At 60.5% G+C, this 16,577-nt stretch carries 14 protein-coding genes; 7 read left to right on the top strand and 7 right to left on the bottom strand.

What is annotated here, in order from left to right; all coding sequences use genetic code 11:
- Window positions 1-6 precede the first annotated feature (6 nt).
- The 3 genes from ACTG2T_RS02395 to asnS form a co-directional block, all read right to left on the bottom strand.
- Window positions 7-1,350 carry an anaerobic C4-dicarboxylate transporter gene (locus tag ACTG2T_RS02395; protein WP_005337916.1) on the bottom strand — a complete coding sequence of 448 codons (1,344 nt, stop codon included), beginning with the start codon at window positions 1,348-1,350 and terminating at the stop codon, window positions 7-9.
- 374 nt (window positions 1,351-1,724) lie between these two features.
- Window positions 1,725-2,480 (bottom strand): substrate-binding periplasmic protein, encoded by a 756-nt coding sequence (locus tag ACTG2T_RS02390; RefSeq protein WP_330124955.1) that lies wholly within the window; start codon window positions 2,478-2,480, stop codon window positions 1,725-1,727.
- Between the two features lie 110 nt (window positions 2,481-2,590).
- Window positions 2,591-3,991, bottom strand: coding sequence for an asparagine--tRNA ligase (gene asnS, locus ACTG2T_RS02385; protein ID WP_330124954.1), 1,401 nt, complete (start codon window positions 3,989-3,991; stop codon window positions 2,591-2,593).
- A gap of 200 nt (window positions 3,992-4,191) precedes the next feature.
- Between asnS and ACTG2T_RS02380 the strand changes: the two genes are divergently transcribed.
- A complete protein-coding gene (locus ACTG2T_RS02380; RefSeq protein ID WP_005359354.1) occupies window positions 4,192-4,536 on the top strand; it encodes a hypothetical protein in 345 nt (114 codons plus the stop codon).
- A gap of 9 nt (window positions 4,537-4,545) precedes the next feature.
- On the opposite strand, the gene ACTG2T_RS02375 is transcribed toward ACTG2T_RS02380, so the two are convergent.
- A complete protein-coding gene (locus ACTG2T_RS02375) occupies window positions 4,546-5,358 on the bottom strand; it encodes a HAMP domain-containing protein (RefSeq protein ID WP_005350472.1) in 813 nt (270 codons plus the stop codon).
- Between the two features lie 176 nt (window positions 5,359-5,534).
- Window positions 5,535-6,809, bottom strand: coding sequence for an adenosylmethionine--8-amino-7-oxononanoate transaminase (gene bioA, locus ACTG2T_RS02370; RefSeq protein ID WP_330124953.1), 1,275 nt, complete (start codon window positions 6,807-6,809; stop codon window positions 5,535-5,537).
- 193 nt (window positions 6,810-7,002) lie between these two features.
- Here bioA and bioB point away from each other — a divergent pair, with 193 nt between their 5' ends.
- From bioB to htpX, 5 genes are all read left to right on the top strand, one after another.
- On the top strand, window positions 7,003-8,091 hold the full coding sequence (bioB, locus tag ACTG2T_RS02365; RefSeq protein WP_124929797.1) for a biotin synthase BioB: 1,089 nt from the start codon (window positions 7,003-7,005) through the stop codon (window positions 8,089-8,091).
- Window positions 8,088-9,284, top strand: coding sequence for an 8-amino-7-oxononanoate synthase (gene bioF / locus ACTG2T_RS02360; RefSeq protein WP_236366742.1), 1,197 nt, complete (start codon window positions 8,088-8,090; stop codon window positions 9,282-9,284). Before bioB ends, bioF begins: the two co-directional genes overlap by 4 nt.
- Complete coding sequence (gene bioC, locus ACTG2T_RS02355; protein WP_236366756.1) at window positions 9,277-10,092, top strand: malonyl-ACP O-methyltransferase BioC; 816 nt, start codon at window positions 9,277-9,279, stop codon at window positions 10,090-10,092. The genes bioF and bioC overlap by 8 nt, the downstream gene beginning before the upstream one ends.
- A gap of 59 nt (window positions 10,093-10,151) precedes the next feature.
- Entirely contained in the window at window positions 10,152-10,829 is a 678-nt protein-coding gene (gene bioD, locus ACTG2T_RS02350; RefSeq protein WP_005337893.1) for a dethiobiotin synthase, read from the top strand.
- A gap of 113 nt (window positions 10,830-10,942) precedes the next feature.
- Window positions 10,943-11,815 carry a protease HtpX gene (htpX, locus tag ACTG2T_RS02345; protein WP_005337890.1) on the top strand — a complete coding sequence of 291 codons (873 nt, stop codon included), beginning with the start codon at window positions 10,943-10,945 and terminating at the stop codon, window positions 11,813-11,815.
- Between the two features lie 76 nt (window positions 11,816-11,891).
- Here htpX and ACTG2T_RS02340 read toward each other — a convergent pair whose 3' ends face one another.
- On the bottom strand, window positions 11,892-13,604 hold the full coding sequence (locus ACTG2T_RS02340) for a methyl-accepting chemotaxis protein (protein ID WP_330124952.1): 1,713 nt from the start codon (window positions 13,602-13,604) through the stop codon (window positions 11,892-11,894).
- A 222-nt stretch (window positions 13,605-13,826) separates the two neighbouring features.
- On the bottom strand, window positions 13,827-15,677 hold the full coding sequence (locus ACTG2T_RS02335; RefSeq protein ID WP_330124951.1) for an MOSC N-terminal beta barrel domain-containing protein: 1,851 nt from the start codon (window positions 15,675-15,677) through the stop codon (window positions 13,827-13,829).
- A 77-nt stretch (window positions 15,678-15,754) separates the two neighbouring features.
- On the opposite strand from ACTG2T_RS02335, the gene ACTG2T_RS02330 reads away from it, so the two are divergent.
- Window positions 15,755-16,507 carry a substrate-binding periplasmic protein gene (locus ACTG2T_RS02330; RefSeq protein ID WP_005337880.1) on the top strand — a complete coding sequence of 251 codons (753 nt, stop codon included), beginning with the start codon at window positions 15,755-15,757 and terminating at the stop codon, window positions 16,505-16,507.
- Window positions 16,508-16,577 lie beyond the last annotated feature (70 nt).

Genomic DNA, 16,577 nt, shown 5'->3' with positions numbered 1-16,577 from the left:
CTGCGATTAGAGCAGGATGCTGGTGAGGATAAAGCCCAGCGAGCAGGAGGTCACCACCCCGATCAGCCCCGGAATGATGAAGCTGTGGTTGATGATGAACTTGCCGATGCGGGTGGTGCCGGAGCGGTCGAAACCGATACAGGCCAGATCGCTCGGGTAGGTCGGCAGCACGAAGTAGCCGTAGCTGGCCGGCAGGAAGGCGATCAGCAGTTTCGGCTCGACACCCAGCGCCAGACCCATGGGGGCTATGGCGGTGAGGGCGGCGGCCTGGCTGTTTACCAGCTTGGAGATGAGGAACAGCACCAGGGCGTAGGTCCAGGGTTGGGCCTGTACCACATGGGCCAAAGTCTCTTTGAGCAGCGGCATGTGAGCCTGGAAGAAGGTCTCACTCATCCATGCCACCCCGAATACGGAGAAGATGGCGACCATGCCGGCCTTGAAGACGGCACCGTTGGCGATCTCGCCCGGCTTGACCTTGCAGCGCATCAGGATGATGGCACCGGCGATCAGCATCATCATCTGGATCACCAGGTTCATGGAGAGCGGGCCAGTTTTGTCCTTGATGGTGAACACCGGACGCAGACCTTCGTTGGCGCCGAGCAATACCACGGCAGCGATGGCGGCGAAGAAGATCCAGGTAGACCAGTAGGCCTCTTTCGGGAACTTGGTGTTGAGCAGGGTTTCACCACCGCCGTAGATGAAGGCACGCTGCTCCGGATCTTTGATCTTGGCCTGGAACTCTTCGTCCTTGTCCAGATCCTTGCCGCGACGCAGGCTCCACAGGGCCGCCACGATGACACCGGTCAGGGAGGAGGGGATGGCGATCATCAGGATGTCGAGCAGGCCGTAAGCCTGACCGATACCGTGACCGGCTGCCAGAATGGAGACCATGGATACCACGGCAACGGAGACCGGGGAGGCGCAGATGGCCATCTGGGAGGCAACGGAGGCAACAGCCATCGGGCGCTCGGGACGGATGTTCTTCTGCAGCGCGATGTCGGCAATGATTGGGAACATGGTGTAGACCACGTGGCCGGTACCGCACAGGAAGGTGAGGGTCCAGGTGGTGAGCGGCGCCAGGATAGTGATGTATTGCGGGTGACGGCGCAGCAGACGCTCGGCCACTTGCATCATCAGGTTGAGGCCACCGGCAGTCTGCAGGGTTGCGGCACAGCCGATCACCGCCAGAATGGTCAGCATTACCTGAACAGGCGGTTCGCCCGGCACCAGGCCGAAGACGAAGGTCAGCAGGAAGAGACCGATACCACTGATGAGACCGAGTCCCATGCCCCCAAAGCGGGTACCCAGCAGCAAGCAGCCGAGTACCACTAAAAATTCCATCAAGATCATTCCGTTACCTCGTGTGATTCAACCCATATTGCCGCGGGTAGCCTGAACCATGAATTGTCATTGTCTGTTTTATTTAGCCCAAAAGGGTTAGTTGCTATTCTGCTCCCCTGAAAAAGTGAAAAAATTGAGTTACTTCAATAACTCGATGAATTTTTGATTAAACCACTTAAAAACCACGTACTAACAAAAACATTATTTTTGTCACCAAGTGGTATCACTCGGGGCCAAGCCATCGGGTGGTCATGGTGGCAGCACAGTGTGGCAACAGGGCTGCAGGGGAGGGGCATAAAAAGGGCTCGATTGCGGCAGAAGAGGGTGAAAAAGCCAGCGCTCAGGCTATTTTTGCCAGCAAGGGCTGACTTCGGCGGGTTGGCTCACTTGGCCGCAGGGGCTTGCTGCAGATAGCGGCGCTGATAATCCTCGCTCAGCCTGGCAATATCCAATCTGGCAATGGCCTGCGCCACCCGTTGCTGCAACGCCTGCTGATCGGGGCGAAACATGATGTGCAGGCTCTTGTGTTCGAGGATCTTCGGGTGAAATTGCAATCCGGCGCTGCTCAGCTTGCGATCATGGTTGATGAGCCAGTGAAAGACATCCCGATCGATCACTGCCAGATCGAGCCGGTCACGCTGCAATTTGCGCAGGTTGAGCAGGTCTGCATCGACGGCGGCAGTGTTGAGGCGCTTGTTGGCCATCAGGGCATCGAATTCACGGGTGTTGACGTATCCCTCCACCACGCCGATCCGGTAGGGGGCGAGATCCGTGAGCTGCTGCCAGGGGATGGGGGGGCCTGAACGCTGCGCCATGCCCAGCACGCTGTCGCCCACGCTGGGGGAGTTGCGCCACAGGGTCGGCAGGGTGTCGGAGAGGTACTCGGGAAAATAGCCGCTATAAGGCTGGGTCGGGTCGGCCGCCAGCCGTACCGCCCGCTGCCAGGGATAGAAGTCGAACGTCACCTCCAGTCCCGCTTCGGCAAAGGCGCGTTTGACGATATGACCGGTGAGGCCGCCATCGGGCAGGCTCTGGCTGGTGTAGGGGGGCCACTCCAGGGTGGTCAGACGAACGGGTTCGGCCCACAGTTGAACAGGCATGCAGGACAGCAGTAGCGAGAGCAGCAGGCGATATCCCATAGGCGACGAGTTCCTTGTGCCGGTTGATCCTGAGTATCACCCATAACGGTGACAATAAAAAAGCCGACCCACAGGTCGGCTTTTGCAATGCAGTGGCAAGATGCCGCTGATCAGAACTCGGCGGTACGCGGAGTACGCGGGAACGGGATCACGTCGCGGACGTTGCCCATGCCGGTCACGTAGACCACCAGACGCTCGAAGCCCAGACCGAAGCCGGAGTGCGGCACGGTACCGAAGCGACGCAGGTCGCGATACCACCAGTAATCTTCCTTGTTCAGGCCCATCTCGGCCAGACGGGCATCCAGCACGTCCAGACGCTCTTCACGCTGGGAACCACCGATGATCTCGCCGATGCCCGGTGCCAGTACGTCCATCGCGGCAACGGTCTTGCCGTCGTCGTTGAGGCGCATGTAGAAGGCTTTGATATCTTTCGGGTAGTTCTTCACCACCACCGGAGACTTGAAGTGCTCCTCGGCCAGATAGCGCTCGTGCTCGGAGGAGAGATCGATACCCCAGGAGACCGGGAACTCGAACTTCTTGCCGCAATTTTTCAGCACTTCGATGGCGTCGGTGTAGTCGATCTGGGCGAAGTCGGAGGAGACGAAACGCTCCAGACGGCCGATGGCATCCTTGTCCACGTGCTGGGCGAAGAACTCCAGATCGTCGCGGCGCTCGTTCAGTACGGCGTTGAAGACATACTTCAGCATGGCTTCAGCCAGTGCGGCGTTATCTTCCAGATCGTTGAAAGCCACTTCCGGCTCAACCATCCAGAACTCGGCCAGGTGGCGGCTGGTGTTGGAGTTTTCAGCGCGGAAGGTCGGGCCGAAGGTGTAGACCTTGGAGAGGGCGCAGGCATAGGTTTCGGCGTTCAGCTGGCCTGATACGGTCAGGAAAGCCTCTTTGCCGAAGAAATCTTCGTTGTAGTCCACCTTGCCGGCGTCGGTGCGCGGCAGGTTTTCCATGTCCAGAGTGGAGACGCGGAACATCTCGCCGGCACCTTCGGTATCAGAGGCGGTGATGAGCGGGGTCGCAACCCAGAGGAAACCCTCTTCGTGGAAGAAGCGGTGGATGGCTTGCGCCAGGCAGTGACGAACGCGGGTCACGGCGCCAACGATGTTGGTGCGCGGGCGCAGGTGGGCCTGTTCACGCAGGTATTCGATGCTGTGGCGCTTGGCGGCCATCGGGTAGGTGTCTGGATCTTCGACCCAACCGACTACCTTCACCTCGGTCGCCTGCAGTTCGAAAGCCTGGCCGCTGCCCTGAGAGGCGGCAACCACACCGGTCACTTCCACGGAGCAGGCAGTGGTCAGACGCAGCACTTCATTCTCGTAATTGGCCAGGGTATTGGGGACAACTGCCTGTACCGGATGGAAACAGGAGCCATCGGAAATGGCCAAAAATGAGATCCCCGCCTTGGAATCACGGCGAGTCCGGATCCACCCTTTGACAGTTTGGGTGGTGCCGACCGGATACTTACCGGCCAGCACATCTACTACGGATGCGTGCGTCATCGAAATATTGTCTCCAGCTTGTTCTTGCAGCGCTATTTGCAACACTAGGGAGTCTGGCCCGGGCACAGATGGCCCACCATGGCAGACTAAGCCGTCAATCTTACCCGCGCGGGTTTGATAAACAAGCAAAAATGTCGGACTCTGGTGGGGTTTTCGGCATGGTTCACTCAACAAGAGTGTCACGGGCGCAGGAGAGGTGGGTGAAAGATCGGCGGCATGGGCCAGATTGGCTGACACGGGTGTTGCAGGGGCTGGTGATGCTCTGCTGGGGCGGCTTTATCGTGCTGCTCTCCCTTTACCACTATGCCCGTCCCGAAATTGCCTACGGTTTTCTGGTCTATGGCGGGATCGAGGTGCGCGATTATTGGGACCCGGCCCTTACCCCCTGGCTGGTCTACGGGCTCTGGAGCTGCTGCGCCCTGACGCTGGCGGTGTTGCTGCTGGAGCGCAAGCGCAGCCGCCGTCAGGATGACTCCCGGCATGTCAATCTGGCCATCCTGCTATTGGTGCTGATCGCCAGTTTGCTCTTCTACTACGTCGGTTAAGCGCCCGCCTCAGCGGGGCTGATCCGGCTCCTGCCTGCTGGCCTTGGTGCGCTTGCCGAGCTGGCGCTCCACGCTGTCGAGCATCTGGTTGTAGGCCACCGCCACCCGGCCAATCTCGTCGCCGTCATCCCCCTCCAGCCGGTGGCCGAAGTCGTGCAGGTCGGTGGCCTCTTCCATGGAACGGGTTAACTGGTTGAGGGGGCGCACGATCCAGGTGCGGATGACCCAGAGGGTCAGCAGCAGTCCCATCCCGAAGATGCCGGTGAGGATCAGCGCCGAGGTGAGGATATTCTGCTCGACCCGGGTAAACAGCGAATCGAGGGAGTAGTCAAAGCGCACCGCCCCTAACACAGTGTTCTCCGGCACCAGATGACAGCTGGTGCAGTCGGTGCCGCGAAAATCCTTCTTGGCCAGCAGCGGTCGGGTGACCACCAGACGGCTGTGCATGCCGTTGTGCACCACCTCCAGACTCCCTTTGCCCGCCAGAGCCAGCTCATCAAACTCATCCTTTACCTGTTCTGTCTCCCGTCCCGGCCCGAACTGTTTGCTCACCGCGTCGCCACGAACGATGCGTGCATCCTCCACATGGGCGTGGTCGAGAAACTTGCCGCGCAGAGTATCGCGGGCATCCATCTTGCCGGTCAGCATCAGCATGTTGAGGCCATCAAAGTAGGCTTCGGTCTGCTCGCGGCTCTGCTCCTTGATGAGCGTCAGGATGAGATCGCGCTCGCGCACCGCCTGATAGGCTGCGGAGAAGACCAGTACCATGGAGAAGATGAAGAGCAGGAAAAAGTTGATTTTGGCAGCAATGGAGAGGCGCATGAGCAGTCTTTCTTGATGGTAAAACCGTAGCAGTTTACCCCTCTTGAGGCCTCAGGTCTGGTGTTTTGCTCACATTACGGCAAGTGAAAGCGCACTGAAGTGGATAAAGTTGCCCTCTTTATATATCAAATGCGGGTAGCCAAACGGGCGGCAGCGATGGCCGCCCGCTGTATGCATTAAAACTCGCCCTCGGTGATGGCCTGACGGATGGCGCCGGTCAATACCCTCAACTCTTCAGGGGTGATGACGAAGGGGGGCATCAGGTAGATCAGCTTGCCAAAGGGGCGGATCCAGGCGCCCAGTTCGACAAACTTGCGCTGGATGCGCGCCACATCCACCCGCTCTTTCATCTCCACCACCCCGATGGCGCCGAGCACTCGCACATCCGCGACCGCCGGGTGCAGGGTCAGCTCTACCAGTTCGGTACGCAGCTGATGCTCGATGGTGCGCACTCGCTCCTGCCACGGTGAGGCGAGCAGCAGATCGATAGAGGCGTTGGCCACCGCGCAGGCGAGCGGGTTGCCCATAAAGGTGGGGCCGTGCATAAAGACCCCCGCCTTGCCGTCACAGATGGTGCGGGCAACATGCTCGGTGGTCAGGGTCGCCGAGAGGGTGAGGTAGCCGCCAGTGAGCGCCTTGCCCAGACACATGATGTCGGGGCTGATCCCCGCCCAGTCGCAGGCAAACAGCTGGCCGGTGCGGCCAAAGCCGGTGGCAATCTCGTCAGCAATCAGCAGCACGCCGAATTCGTCGCACAGGGCGCGTACCCACTGCAGATAGCGGGGGTGATAGAAGCGCATGCCGCCAGCGCCCTGCACTATGGGCTCAAGCACGATGGCGGCGATCTCTTCGTGATGATCGGCGATGAGCGTCGCCAGCTCCACCACGCACTGCTCGTCCCACTCGGCGTGGAAGCGACAGCTGGGCGCATCGACAAAATAGTGTTCCGGCAGGAATCCCTTGTAGAGCTCATGCATGCCGCCATCGGGATCACAGACGCTCATGGCGCCAAACGTGTCGCCGTGATAGCCGCTACGCAGGGCGACAAACTTGGCTCTGGGCGTCCCCTTGGCGTGCCAGTACTGCTGGGCCATCTTGAGCGCCACTTCCACCGCCACCGAGCCGGAATCGGCCAGAAAGACCCGATCAAGCCCCTTCGGAGTGATCTCAACCAGCTTGCGGCAGAGTTCGACCGCCGGGGCGTGGGTGAGGCCGCCAAACATCACGTGGGACATCTTGCCAAGCTGGGCGGTGGCAGCAGCGTCCAGTTCCGGCACCTGATAGCCGTGCACGCAAGCCCACCAGGAGCTCATGCCATCCACCAGTTCACGGCCATCGCTGAGGGTGATCTTCACCCCCTTGGCGCTGGCCACTTCATAGCAGGGTAGAGGGTGAGTGAGGGAGGTATAGGGGTGCCAGATGTGGTGCAGGTCGAATTCTTGGTTGGTCATTTGTTGTTCTGTTGTCAATTGGTTTGATCTGGTCGGTGTTGACAGTCTACGCGTGCTCTCTACACTAGCCAACAATTTCAGCCACTTGGCACTGCGCATCACCTTGAGCGCGCGGGCTCGGCGGCGGGTTCTGTGGCCGTCCATCCCAAGATGGCGGGCGGAGGATCCCACTAATAACAACCGGAAGCCATGTATGAATGCTCTCACCGCGGGCGGTCACGCCCTTCGTCATGACTGGACCCTCGCCGAGGTTCAGGCCCTGTTTGCCCTGCCGTTCAACGATCTGCTGTTTCAGGCCCAGACCGTCCACCGCGCCCACTTTGACCCGAATGAAGTGCAGGTGAGCACCTTGCTTTCCATCAAGACCGGTGCTTGCCCGGAAGATTGCAAATACTGCCCCCAGAGCGCCCGTTACCACACCGGGCTCGAAGCCGAGCGGCTGATGGAGGTGGAGAAGGTGCTGGAGCGGGCCCGCGAAGCCAAGGCCAACGGCTCGTCACGCTTTTGCATGGGGGCCGCCTGGCGCAATCCCAAAGAGAAGGACATGCCCTACATCATCCGGATGATTGAGGAGGTGCGCGGGCTCGGTATGGAGACTTGCATGACGCTAGGGATGCTCACCGCCGATCAGGCGGCCCGTCTTGGCGCTGCGGGGCTCGATTACTACAACCACAACCTCGATACCTCGCCCGAGTTTTACGGCGAGATCATCTCTACCCGCACCTATCAGGATCGACTCGATACTCTGGAGCATGTGCGCGGTGCCGGGATGAAGGTCTGCTCCGGCGGTATCGTCGGCATGGGCGAGCAGGCCAAGGATCGGGCGGGCCTCTTGATGGCGCTCGCCAACCTGCCGCGCCACCCGGAGAGCGTGCCAATCAATATGCTGGTCAAGGTGAAGGGCACGCCGCTGGAGGATCAGGAGAACCTCGATCCGTTCGAATTTATCCGCACCATCGCCGTGGCACGGATCATGATGCCCGCCTCCCATGTGCGCCTCTCAGCCGGGCGGGAGAAGATGAATGAGCAGATGCAGGCCATGTGTTTTATGGCCGGGGCCAACTCCATCTTCTATGGCTGCAAACTGCTGACCACCCCCAACCCGGACGAAAACAGCGATATGCAGCTGTTCAAGCGGCTCGGCATTCGCCCTGCCCAGCGGGCCCAGAAGCCGGATCAGGTTCAAGAAGAGGAACTGCTGGCCGAGGTGAGTCGCCAGAGCGAGCCCACCGAGATGTTTTATGACGCCACCCGCCCCCGTGCAGGGGCTGCGCGGTCATGAACGGCCCTGCAGTAACGGGCCCTTTTGTGTTGGGCACAGCGCTGGCCGAGCGCGAGCAGGTGGGTCTGCTGCGCAACCGCATCGCGACCGACGGGGCGAGTGGCGGGCGGCTCAGGGTTGCAGGGCGCGAATACTTCAACTTTTCCGCCAACGACTATCTGGGACTGGCGGATCACGGCGCCATCAAGGCCGCCTTCAACGCGGGGATTGAGCGTTATGGCACGGGCTCCGGCGCCTCGCCGCTGGTGACCGGTTACAGCCGTGCCCACCAACAGCTTGAGGAGACCCTGGCCGAGTGGCTCGGGGTGGAGGCGGTGCTGCTGTTCAACTGCGGTTTTTCGGCCAATCAGGCGGTGCTCAAAGCCCTGCTCGGCAAGGAACATCTGCTGTGGCAGGACAAACTCAACCACGCCTCTTTGCAGGAGATGGGCAGCCAGCTCCCTTGCAAGATGAAGCGCTTTGCCCACAACGATATGGCGGCCCTTGAACGGCAGCTTGAGCCAAATCGCGGGCTCATCGTCTCGGAGGGGGTGTTCAGCATGGACGGGGATCAGGCCCCCTGGGGTGAACTCGCGGCATTGGCAGCCCGGAGCGGCAACTGGCTGATGATCGACGATGCCCACGGCCTCGGCGTGCAGGGGCCCGAGGGGCGCGGCACTCTGGCTGCGCAGGGGGTTCCTCCTGCCAGCGTACACATCCAGATGGGCACTTTTGGCAAGGCGCTCGGGGTTGCCGGTGCCTTTGTCGGCGGCAGTCGCGAACTGGTGGAGTATCTGGTCAACTTCGCCCGCCACTATGTCTACAGCACCCATATGCCCGCCGCGCAGGCTTGCGCGGTCAGCAAGAGCATCGAACTGGTGCGCGCGGCTGATGAGTCCCGCGCCCATCTTGGCCAGCTGATCGCTCGCTTCCGGCAAGGGGCAGAGGAGTTGGGTTGGCAGCTTGGCGCGAGCAACACCCCCATCCAGCCGCTGCTGGTGGGGGAGAGCAGTGTTGCCCTGCAACTGGCAGAACGGCTGCGCGAATGCGGCGTCTGGGTGAGCGCCATCCGCCCGCCCACTGTGCCGGTCGCTACGGCCCGGCTGCGCATTACCCTGAGCGCGGCTCACCGCGAGCAGGATGTGGATCGCTTGCTCGATGCCTTGGGGGTCTGCCCTGCTGTGACAACGGTTGGGGAGGCTTGCCATGGCTGAGCGTTTTCAAACGGTCGACAAGGCGCAGCTTGCTCGCCGTTTCGGCGCCGCCGCTCGTCATTACGATGCCCATGCCCACTTTCAGCAGGAGGTGGGTCAGGCGCTGCTGGAATGGATGCCAGACAGGCTGGTTGGCACTGATCTGACGGTGAGCGGGCTGGATCTGGGCTGCGGCACCGGCTTTTTCTTGCCCCAACTGGCGAATTGTTGTCACCAGCTGGTGGGGCTGGATCTCGCCCCCGGCATGCTGGCGCAGGCCGCCTTGCGTGACAGCGGTGCTCGCCTGCTCTGCGGCGATGCGGAGCAGCTTCCTTTCGCCGATAACACATTCGACTGGGTTTTCTCCAGTCTGGCGTTGCAGTGGTGCGAGCGTCCGGCCCAGGCTTTTGGCGAGCTGCTGCGGGTGGTCAAACCGGGCGGCCAGATCTTTTTCTCGACCCTGCTCGATGAGTCGCTCTGGCAGTTGCGAGCCGCCTGGCAGCAGCTTGATGGTCGCGCCCATGTCAATCGCTTCCTCAGCCTGCCACAATTGGAGCAGGCGCTGGCGAGCGCCGGGGTATCTGCTCCCGAGCTGTGTTGTATCACCTGGGATCTCGCCTATCTTGAATTGCCGCAGTTGTTGCGTGATCTCAAGGGGATTGGGGCCAATCAGGTCAATGACAATCAGGGGAGTGCCGCCCCGGCCGGTCTGAGCGGTCGCGCCAGATTGCAGCAGCTGGCGCAGGCGTATGAAGCGTTTCGCCAGCCAGATGGCAGGCTGGTCGCCAGTTATCGGGTGTGCCTCGGCCGTCTCAGCAAGCCTCGCTGAGCGCCGGGAATCGCATTGTGTGCAGGGTAGTCAACGGGCCCTGCCAAGGAGAGAACCGTATGAAATCATTCTTTATCACCGGCACCGATACCGATGTGGGCAAGACGCTGGTGGCGCGCACCCTGCTGCGCGAATTTAGCGCACAGGGAATCAAGTGCGCGGGTTACAAGCCGGTCTCGGCCGGATGTGCCCGCACTCCGGACGGGCTGCGCAACCTGGATGCCGTTCTGTTGCAGGAGGCAGCGAGCCTGCCGCTGCCCTATGAGGTGGTCAATCCGTTCGCCTATGAGCCGCCGATTGCGCCCCACATCGCCGCCAGCGAGGCGCGCCAGCCTATCACCATGCAGGGGTTGAGCGAGGGGCTACGCAAGATTGAACAGGCCGGGGCCGAATTGGCGGTAGTGGAAGGGGCGGGGGGCTGGTATCTGCCGCTCGATCGCAAGCATCTGCTGTCGGACTGGGTCAAGCAGGAGAACATGGCGGTGATCATGGTAGTGGGGGCCAAGCTGGGTTGCCTCAACCATGCGTTGCTCACCTTTGCCGCCATTCGCAATGATCAGCTGCCGGTGGCGGGGTGGGTAATTAATCGGCTCCATGGTTCCATGAGCCATTATCAGGAAAATCTGGACACCCTGAGGGGCTTGCTGCCAGCTCCCTTCCTCGGCGAAATTCCGTTTATAAACAATCCACTTGAAGCCGATTTGCAGGGGCGTCTCGATATCTCGCCGCTACTTTGACGGCATATTCAGCGAACATTCATCGAATCTCCCTAGAATGTCGACATTAACATGATCAGGTGGGGATCCCGAATGCTCCCCGGTCATGTCCCTTATCTTCACAAGGAGTCTATATGAAGCGAATTATGCTATTCCTGGTGACCAACCTGGCCGTCATGCTGGTGCTGGGGGTGGTACTCAATATCCTGTTCTCGGTTCTGGGGATCAACAAGTCCAGCATTTCCGGGCTGTTGGTGTTCTGTGCCGTGTTCGGTTTTGGGGGTTCCTTTATCTCCTTGCTGATGTCCAAGTGGATGGCCAAGCGCAGCTATGGCGTCCAGGTCATCGAGCAACCCCGTAACGAGACCGAGCACTGGCTGGTGAGCACTGTGGCCCGTCAGGCCCGCGAAGCGGGTATCAAGATGCCGGAAGTGGGGATCTACGACTCTCCCGAGATGAACGCCTTTGCAACCGGCGCCCGCCGCGATGATTCGCTGGTGGCGGTCTCCTCTGGCCTGCTCTACAGCATGAGCCGTGACGAGGCTGAAGCGGTACTGGCACACGAGGTGAGCCACGTGGCCAACGGCGACATGGTGACCCTGACCCTGATCCAGGGGGTGGTGAACACCTTCGTGATGTTCTTCGCCCGGATCGTGGCTGGCGTGATCAGCAACTTCTTCAGCTCCAACAACGAGGAAGAGAGCAGCAGTACCGGCGGTTTTGCCTACATGATCACCGTGTTCGTGCTGGAAATGCTGTTCGGTATTCTGGCCTCCATCATCGTCATGTGGTTCAGCCGTCAGCGTGAGTTCCGTGCCGATGCCGGTGCCGCCAAGCTGGCCGGTCGCGACAAGATGATTGCCGCCCTTGAGCGCCTCTCCCGCGGTGCCGAGCCTCAGTTGGAAGGCTCAATGATGGCCTTTGGCATCAACGGCAAGCGCTCCATGAGCGAGCTGTTCATGAGCCACCCGCCCATCGAGCAGCGTATCGCCGCCCTGCGTGGTTGATAGATGCTGAATGACGGGGAATACCCTGAATAAAAAACGGCTGCCTTCGGGCAGCCGTTTTGCTTTTCAGCGTTCTTTAAAGCTTGAAGTGCCCCATCTCCTGGCGCAGTACCCGTGACAGCTGCTTGAGCTTGGCCGCCTCTTGCGACACGTGACGGGCGGCATCCCCCGATTGCTCGGAGAGGGAGGTGATGTTGCCGACGGTGGAGACTACCTCGTTGGCGGCGGTCGACTGCTCGCGCAGGGTGTGGCTGATCTCTCCCATCAAGCCGGTGAGGTTGGAGGCGTGGCTCTGGATGCTGGCGATCGCCTCGCCGGTCTGGTTGGCCAGCGTGACCCCGCGAGAGACGTTGTTGACCGTGTTCTCCATGCTGCGGATGGAGGCATCCGCCCCGCTCTGGATTTTGCTAATCATCCCGGTGATCTGCTGGGTTGAGGCCGCCGAGCGACTGGCCAGATTGCGCACCTCGTCGGCCACCACCGCAAAGCCGCGACCCTGTTCACCGGCCCGCGCTGCCTCGATGGCCGCGTTGAGAGCCAGCAGGTTGGTCTGATCGGCGATACCGCGGATCACCCCGATGATCTCCGAAATCTGCTGGGTATGGCCGTTGAGCTCGGAGATGGTGCTGGCTGCATCCCCCACAGTGGTGGAGATATTCTCGATGCTGCCGAGAGTCTCTTTAATGACCCCCGAACCCTCCTCCAGGGTATTGGCGGAGACCTTGCTCAGCTCGTCAGCATGGGTGGCGTTGTCGGAGAGGTGGCTGATGCTCACCACCAGCTCCTCGATGGCGGCGGCCATGGTCTGGGTGCTGGTTTGCTGCTCGGTAGCAAACTGGGCGGTCTGCTCGGCAATTTGGGCGATGCTGTCGGCAGAGTGGGACAACTCCTCGGTGGAGTGGGAGACCTTGGCGATGATCCCCTTGAGGGTGGTCTGCATACCGCCGAGCAGACCGATCAGGCTCTCTTTCGATCCTGGCGGCACCTTGATGGGGCGCGAGAAGTCCCCTTCCGCCATCATATGGAGATCGGTCTTGAGCTGTTCGACTGAGGTGCCCACCAGATCGAGCAGGGAGCGATAGGTGCGCCAGAGGAAGAACATCAACACCAGACCGAGGGCGATAAAGAGATAGCGCAGCATGTCGGTATTGGCGATGGCGCTCTCGACTGCCTCGTGGTTGCGCTGCTCCATCATCACGTAGAAGTCATCGATGGGGGACATGATGCGCCCCTTGTTCTGGTGATAGGCCTTGTCATGCATCATGGCGATGGCTTTTTGCTGGTTGGCAACCGGATCGCCATCGGTCTGCTGCACCAGCTTGAAGGCGGCGACCTCGGTGTTGACCAGGGCATCCGAGTTGTTTTTGGCCTCGTTCAGTTTGGCGAGCTCACCGTCGGTGAAACCGGCATCCTTCATCAGGTCGATCAGGCCACGGCGAACATTGCTGTCGGGGCGGGGATTCTGGCCGTTGGCGGCGACAAAGTCCCAGTAGATACGGTTGTAGCCATCCGGTCTCGGCTGTTCGCCGTTGCGAATGGCCAGGATCCGCATGTACTGCTGTTCGTAGGCTGGATCCTTGGTGATGACATAGGTGCGACCGAGTCGGGTCAGATCATCGGAGGATTGGCGCAGTTCGTCGGCCAGCAGGTAGGAGACATATTGTTGTCGATAACTCTCTTCCAGTTGTTTCCCAGCCCAGCTGTAGGCGAAAAACACCAGTGACAGCAGGGTCAGGGTGATGACGGATAGCAGCAGGTTGAGCTGAAAGGCGGGCTTGTTCTGTTCCATGGTATGGGCGTCCTTTCCCTATGGCTGAGTGTCGTATGGAGCATCGCCAAGTCAATGGCTGGCAAGGCTTTTTGCTCTGAGAGTATAGGAAGGGAAACTCACTGATGAAGGCCGTGGGGACAAATTAAGGGCGGATCAGGTGAACAAGTGTGGATAAAGATGACCGGGGTCAATTCCCCGGTCATCTGGGGTGGCCTGAGTTAATGCGGCCCGATCACCCGATCATAGGATTTCAAGGTCAGTGAGCGGCACGGCGCAGCAGGCAAGGATCTTGCCCTCCGCCCGCTCGGCGGCGGTGATGGCGGGGGCGTCGGGGTGATCTACCTCGCCCGAGATCAGCGTCTGTTTGCAACTGCCACAGATCCCGGCGCGGCAGCTCCATGGCAGCTCTACGCCTTGCTTGTTGGCCTGATCCAGCACTGTGCCCTGATTGTTGCCGGTAAAGGCTTGGGCGCCGATACGCAGTTGCACCGCCTGATGGGGGCGGGCCACCGAGAGAATGGCGCCGCCAAAACTCTCCTGTTTGATCCGCGCGGCCGGAACGCCGAGGGCCGCAACTTTGGCGGCAGCATCGGCCATAAAGCCGTGGGGGCCACAGATAAAGACCTCTTTCCCGGCCAGCCTTTTGATCCGTTGCAGATGCTCATCATTGAGTCGCCCTTGCAGCCCCTGCCAGTGATTGTCCGGCTGGCTCAGGATAATGGTGAGGGTCATGCCCTGCTGTGCCATGGCGTGCAGTTCGCTGGCGGCGGGAATGTCCGCTTCGCTGCGGCACAGGTGCATAAAGTGAACCTCTTCCAGCTCCCCGCGAAGGGCCAGGGTGCGGGCTATCGCCAGCATGGGGGTGACGCCGGAGCCTGCCGAGAGCAACAGGAGGTTGCGCTCGGACCCTAAGTGAAACTCGCCAGCGGGGTTGGTGGCCAGCAGCCGGTCGCCCACCTGCAACTGCTGGTGCAGCCAGTGGGAGATGCGACCCCCCTTCACCTTCTTGACGCTGATGCTGTAACGCTCCGGGTGATCCGGCGTAGAGCTCAGGGTATAGCGCCGCTGGATCCGTTCATTTTTGATATCGAGGCTGATGGGCAGATGCTGGCCCGGCAGGTAGTCGGGCAGCGGCTCGCCATCGGCGGCTTCGAACCAGAAGGTCTCCAGATCCCGCGCCAGCGGTTCGCGGGCCACGCAGACCAGCTCCCGCTTCTTCGGTGCGGCGGCGGGATAGACCACCGGACGGGTGCGCTCCAGCACCTCGATCTCGCTGCCTGCCTCAATCCATCCCTCGTTCAGGGCGATCAGGTTCTGGCCGAAGTAGACCTCTCCATCCTCGCCACGGCGGTAGCGGGTGAGGGTCGCCAGCGGCTCTTTCAGGGCGTTGAAACGATCGGTGCCCGCTTCCACCGTGGTCATGATGCAGCGGCTGCAGGGCTTGACCACCTTGAATTCCACCTCGCCGATGCGGATACGCACCCAGCTGTCCTCCTCGAAGGGCTGGGTATTGCTTGCCACCAGATTGGTGCGGAACTGGCTCATCTGGTGCAGCGCATCGGAGCGCAGATTGAGATCCTCAAGGGAAGCCTGGCTTATCAGCAGCAGCGGATAACCGTCGGCAAAGCTGACCCGGGTGCCGGTCTTTTCACGAAAGCGATCAGAGGTTTCACCCAGCCAGAGCAGTTGCACCGTTTCCCCTGCCACCCGGCTCAGCCATCCATCGGCTTTGGGGTCGGTGTGCAGGGCGGTGAAACGGTCGCTCCAGACTCCGGTAGCTTGCGGGGCGCGGCTGAAGTCGACCTCTTGCAGGGTGAGCGGTTCAAAGCCCGGATAGCGCAGTTGCAAGCCTCCTTCGATGGGGGTGGCCACGACCTGTTGCAGCTGGGGATGGGTACGGGCGGTGATAAAGGTGCCGTCCGGTTTGACCACCATGTAGCGGCGATCCCCTGCCAGTCCCTCTTCGGTCACCCGGGCGCGAGCCAGCGGCATACCTGCAGTCGATTTGATGGGGTAGAGGTGAATGCTGTCTAGCCTGGGCATCTTCATATCCTTGTGACGCGGCGCGATCGCCTGGAAAAAGGGGAACATAACGGTTCCCCGACGATCCGGCAATCCTTTCAAGGGGGCGGTCTATAGTTGGGAAAACAGAACAAGAGGGCATCGGGATGAAAATAAGCTGGTTGCTGGCGGGGAGCCTTTTTTGCCACGGGCTCTGGGCTCAGGAGCTGACCCTGACCACGGGAGAGTATCCCCCTTACTGCTCCGAGACGCTGAAATATCAGGGGCTTATCCCTCATGTAGTGAGCGAGGCATTCAAGAGTGAAGGGGTGAGCGTCAAGTTCCAGTTTTTGCCCTGGAAGCGGGCCTTTCGCTTGTCGGAGGAGGGGGTGGTGGATGGCACTGTCCACTGGTATGAGTCGAGCGAGCGGCGCAAAACCCATCTCTACAGCGATCCCATCCTGAGCGAGACTTACGTCTGGTTCTATCTCAAGTCAGATCCGCTGGAATGGCGTGGCTATCAGGATCTGGCGGATCGCAAGTTGGCTGCGGTCAGTGGCTATACCTACAATGCAGATTTTTTTGCAGCCATCGCGCAGGTGCCGCTGCAGGTGCAGTTCGTCACCCGGCTGCGCCAGAGCTTCGATCTGCTGCTCTCCGGCCGCGCCGACCTGACCCTGGAGAACATCGATGTCGGCTACTACTCCCTGCGTCAGTTCTACCCGGCCAGCACGGTCGATCTCTTTGCAACCCATTCAAAACCCGTGATGAAAGTTGAAGGTCACCTGTTGATCAGCCGCAAGCGCGCTAACGCTGACGAATTGATCAAAACCTTCAATCGGGGGCTCGCCAAACTGAAAGCCAGCGGTCAGCTGGAGAAGATGTTACTTGAGTCACGTTCTGGTCTCTATGAACCATAAAGTGCAACATTTTTTGATCCTGATTCGCTAATCAGTACAAAAAAGCGGCCATTATCGACTCAGTTCCCAG

It is taken from the genome of Aeromonas sp. 75A (genome assembly GCF_051919425.1).
Taxonomy (GTDB): Bacteria; Pseudomonadota; Gammaproteobacteria; order Enterobacterales; family Aeromonadaceae; genus Aeromonas; species Aeromonas veronii.
This window is presented reverse-complemented; position numbering and strand designations above follow the sequence as displayed.

Coding starts and splice junctions, on each gene's coding strand:
- ACTG2T_RS02395 (WP_005337916.1), bottom strand. CDS start 1,350: ATGATCTTGATGGAATTTTTAGTGGTACTCGGCTGCTTGCTGCTGGGT.
- ACTG2T_RS02390 (WP_330124955.1), bottom strand. CDS start 2,480: ATGGGATATCGCCTGCTGCTCTCGCTACTGCTGTCCTGCATGCCTGTT.
- asnS (WP_330124954.1), bottom strand. CDS start 3,991: ATGACGCACGCATCCGTAGTAGATGTGCTGGCCGGTAAGTATCCGGTC.
- ACTG2T_RS02375 (WP_005350472.1), bottom strand. CDS start 5,358: ATGCGCCTCTCCATTGCTGCCAAAATCAACTTTTTCCTGCTCTTCATC.
- bioA (WP_330124953.1), bottom strand. CDS start 6,809: ATGACCAACCAAGAATTCGACCTGCACCACATCTGGCACCCCTATACC.
- bioB (WP_124929797.1), top strand. CDS start 7,003: ATGAATGCTCTCACCGCGGGCGGTCACGCCCTTCGTCATGACTGGACC.
- bioF (WP_236366742.1), top strand. CDS start 8,088: ATGAACGGCCCTGCAGTAACGGGCCCTTTTGTGTTGGGCACAGCGCTG.
- bioC (WP_236366756.1), top strand. CDS start 9,277: ATGGCTGAGCGTTTTCAAACGGTCGACAAGGCGCAGCTTGCTCGCCGT.
- bioD (WP_005337893.1), top strand. CDS start 10,152: ATGAAATCATTCTTTATCACCGGCACCGATACCGATGTGGGCAAGACG.
- htpX (WP_005337890.1), top strand. CDS start 10,943: ATGAAGCGAATTATGCTATTCCTGGTGACCAACCTGGCCGTCATGCTG.
- ACTG2T_RS02340 (WP_330124952.1), bottom strand. CDS start 13,604: ATGGAACAGAACAAGCCCGCCTTTCAGCTCAACCTGCTGCTATCCGTC.
- ACTG2T_RS02335 (WP_330124951.1), bottom strand. CDS start 15,677: ATGTTCCCCTTTTTCCAGGCGATCGCGCCGCGTCACAAGGATATGAAG.
- ACTG2T_RS02330 (WP_005337880.1), top strand. CDS start 15,755: ATGAAAATAAGCTGGTTGCTGGCGGGGAGCCTTTTTTGCCACGGGCTC.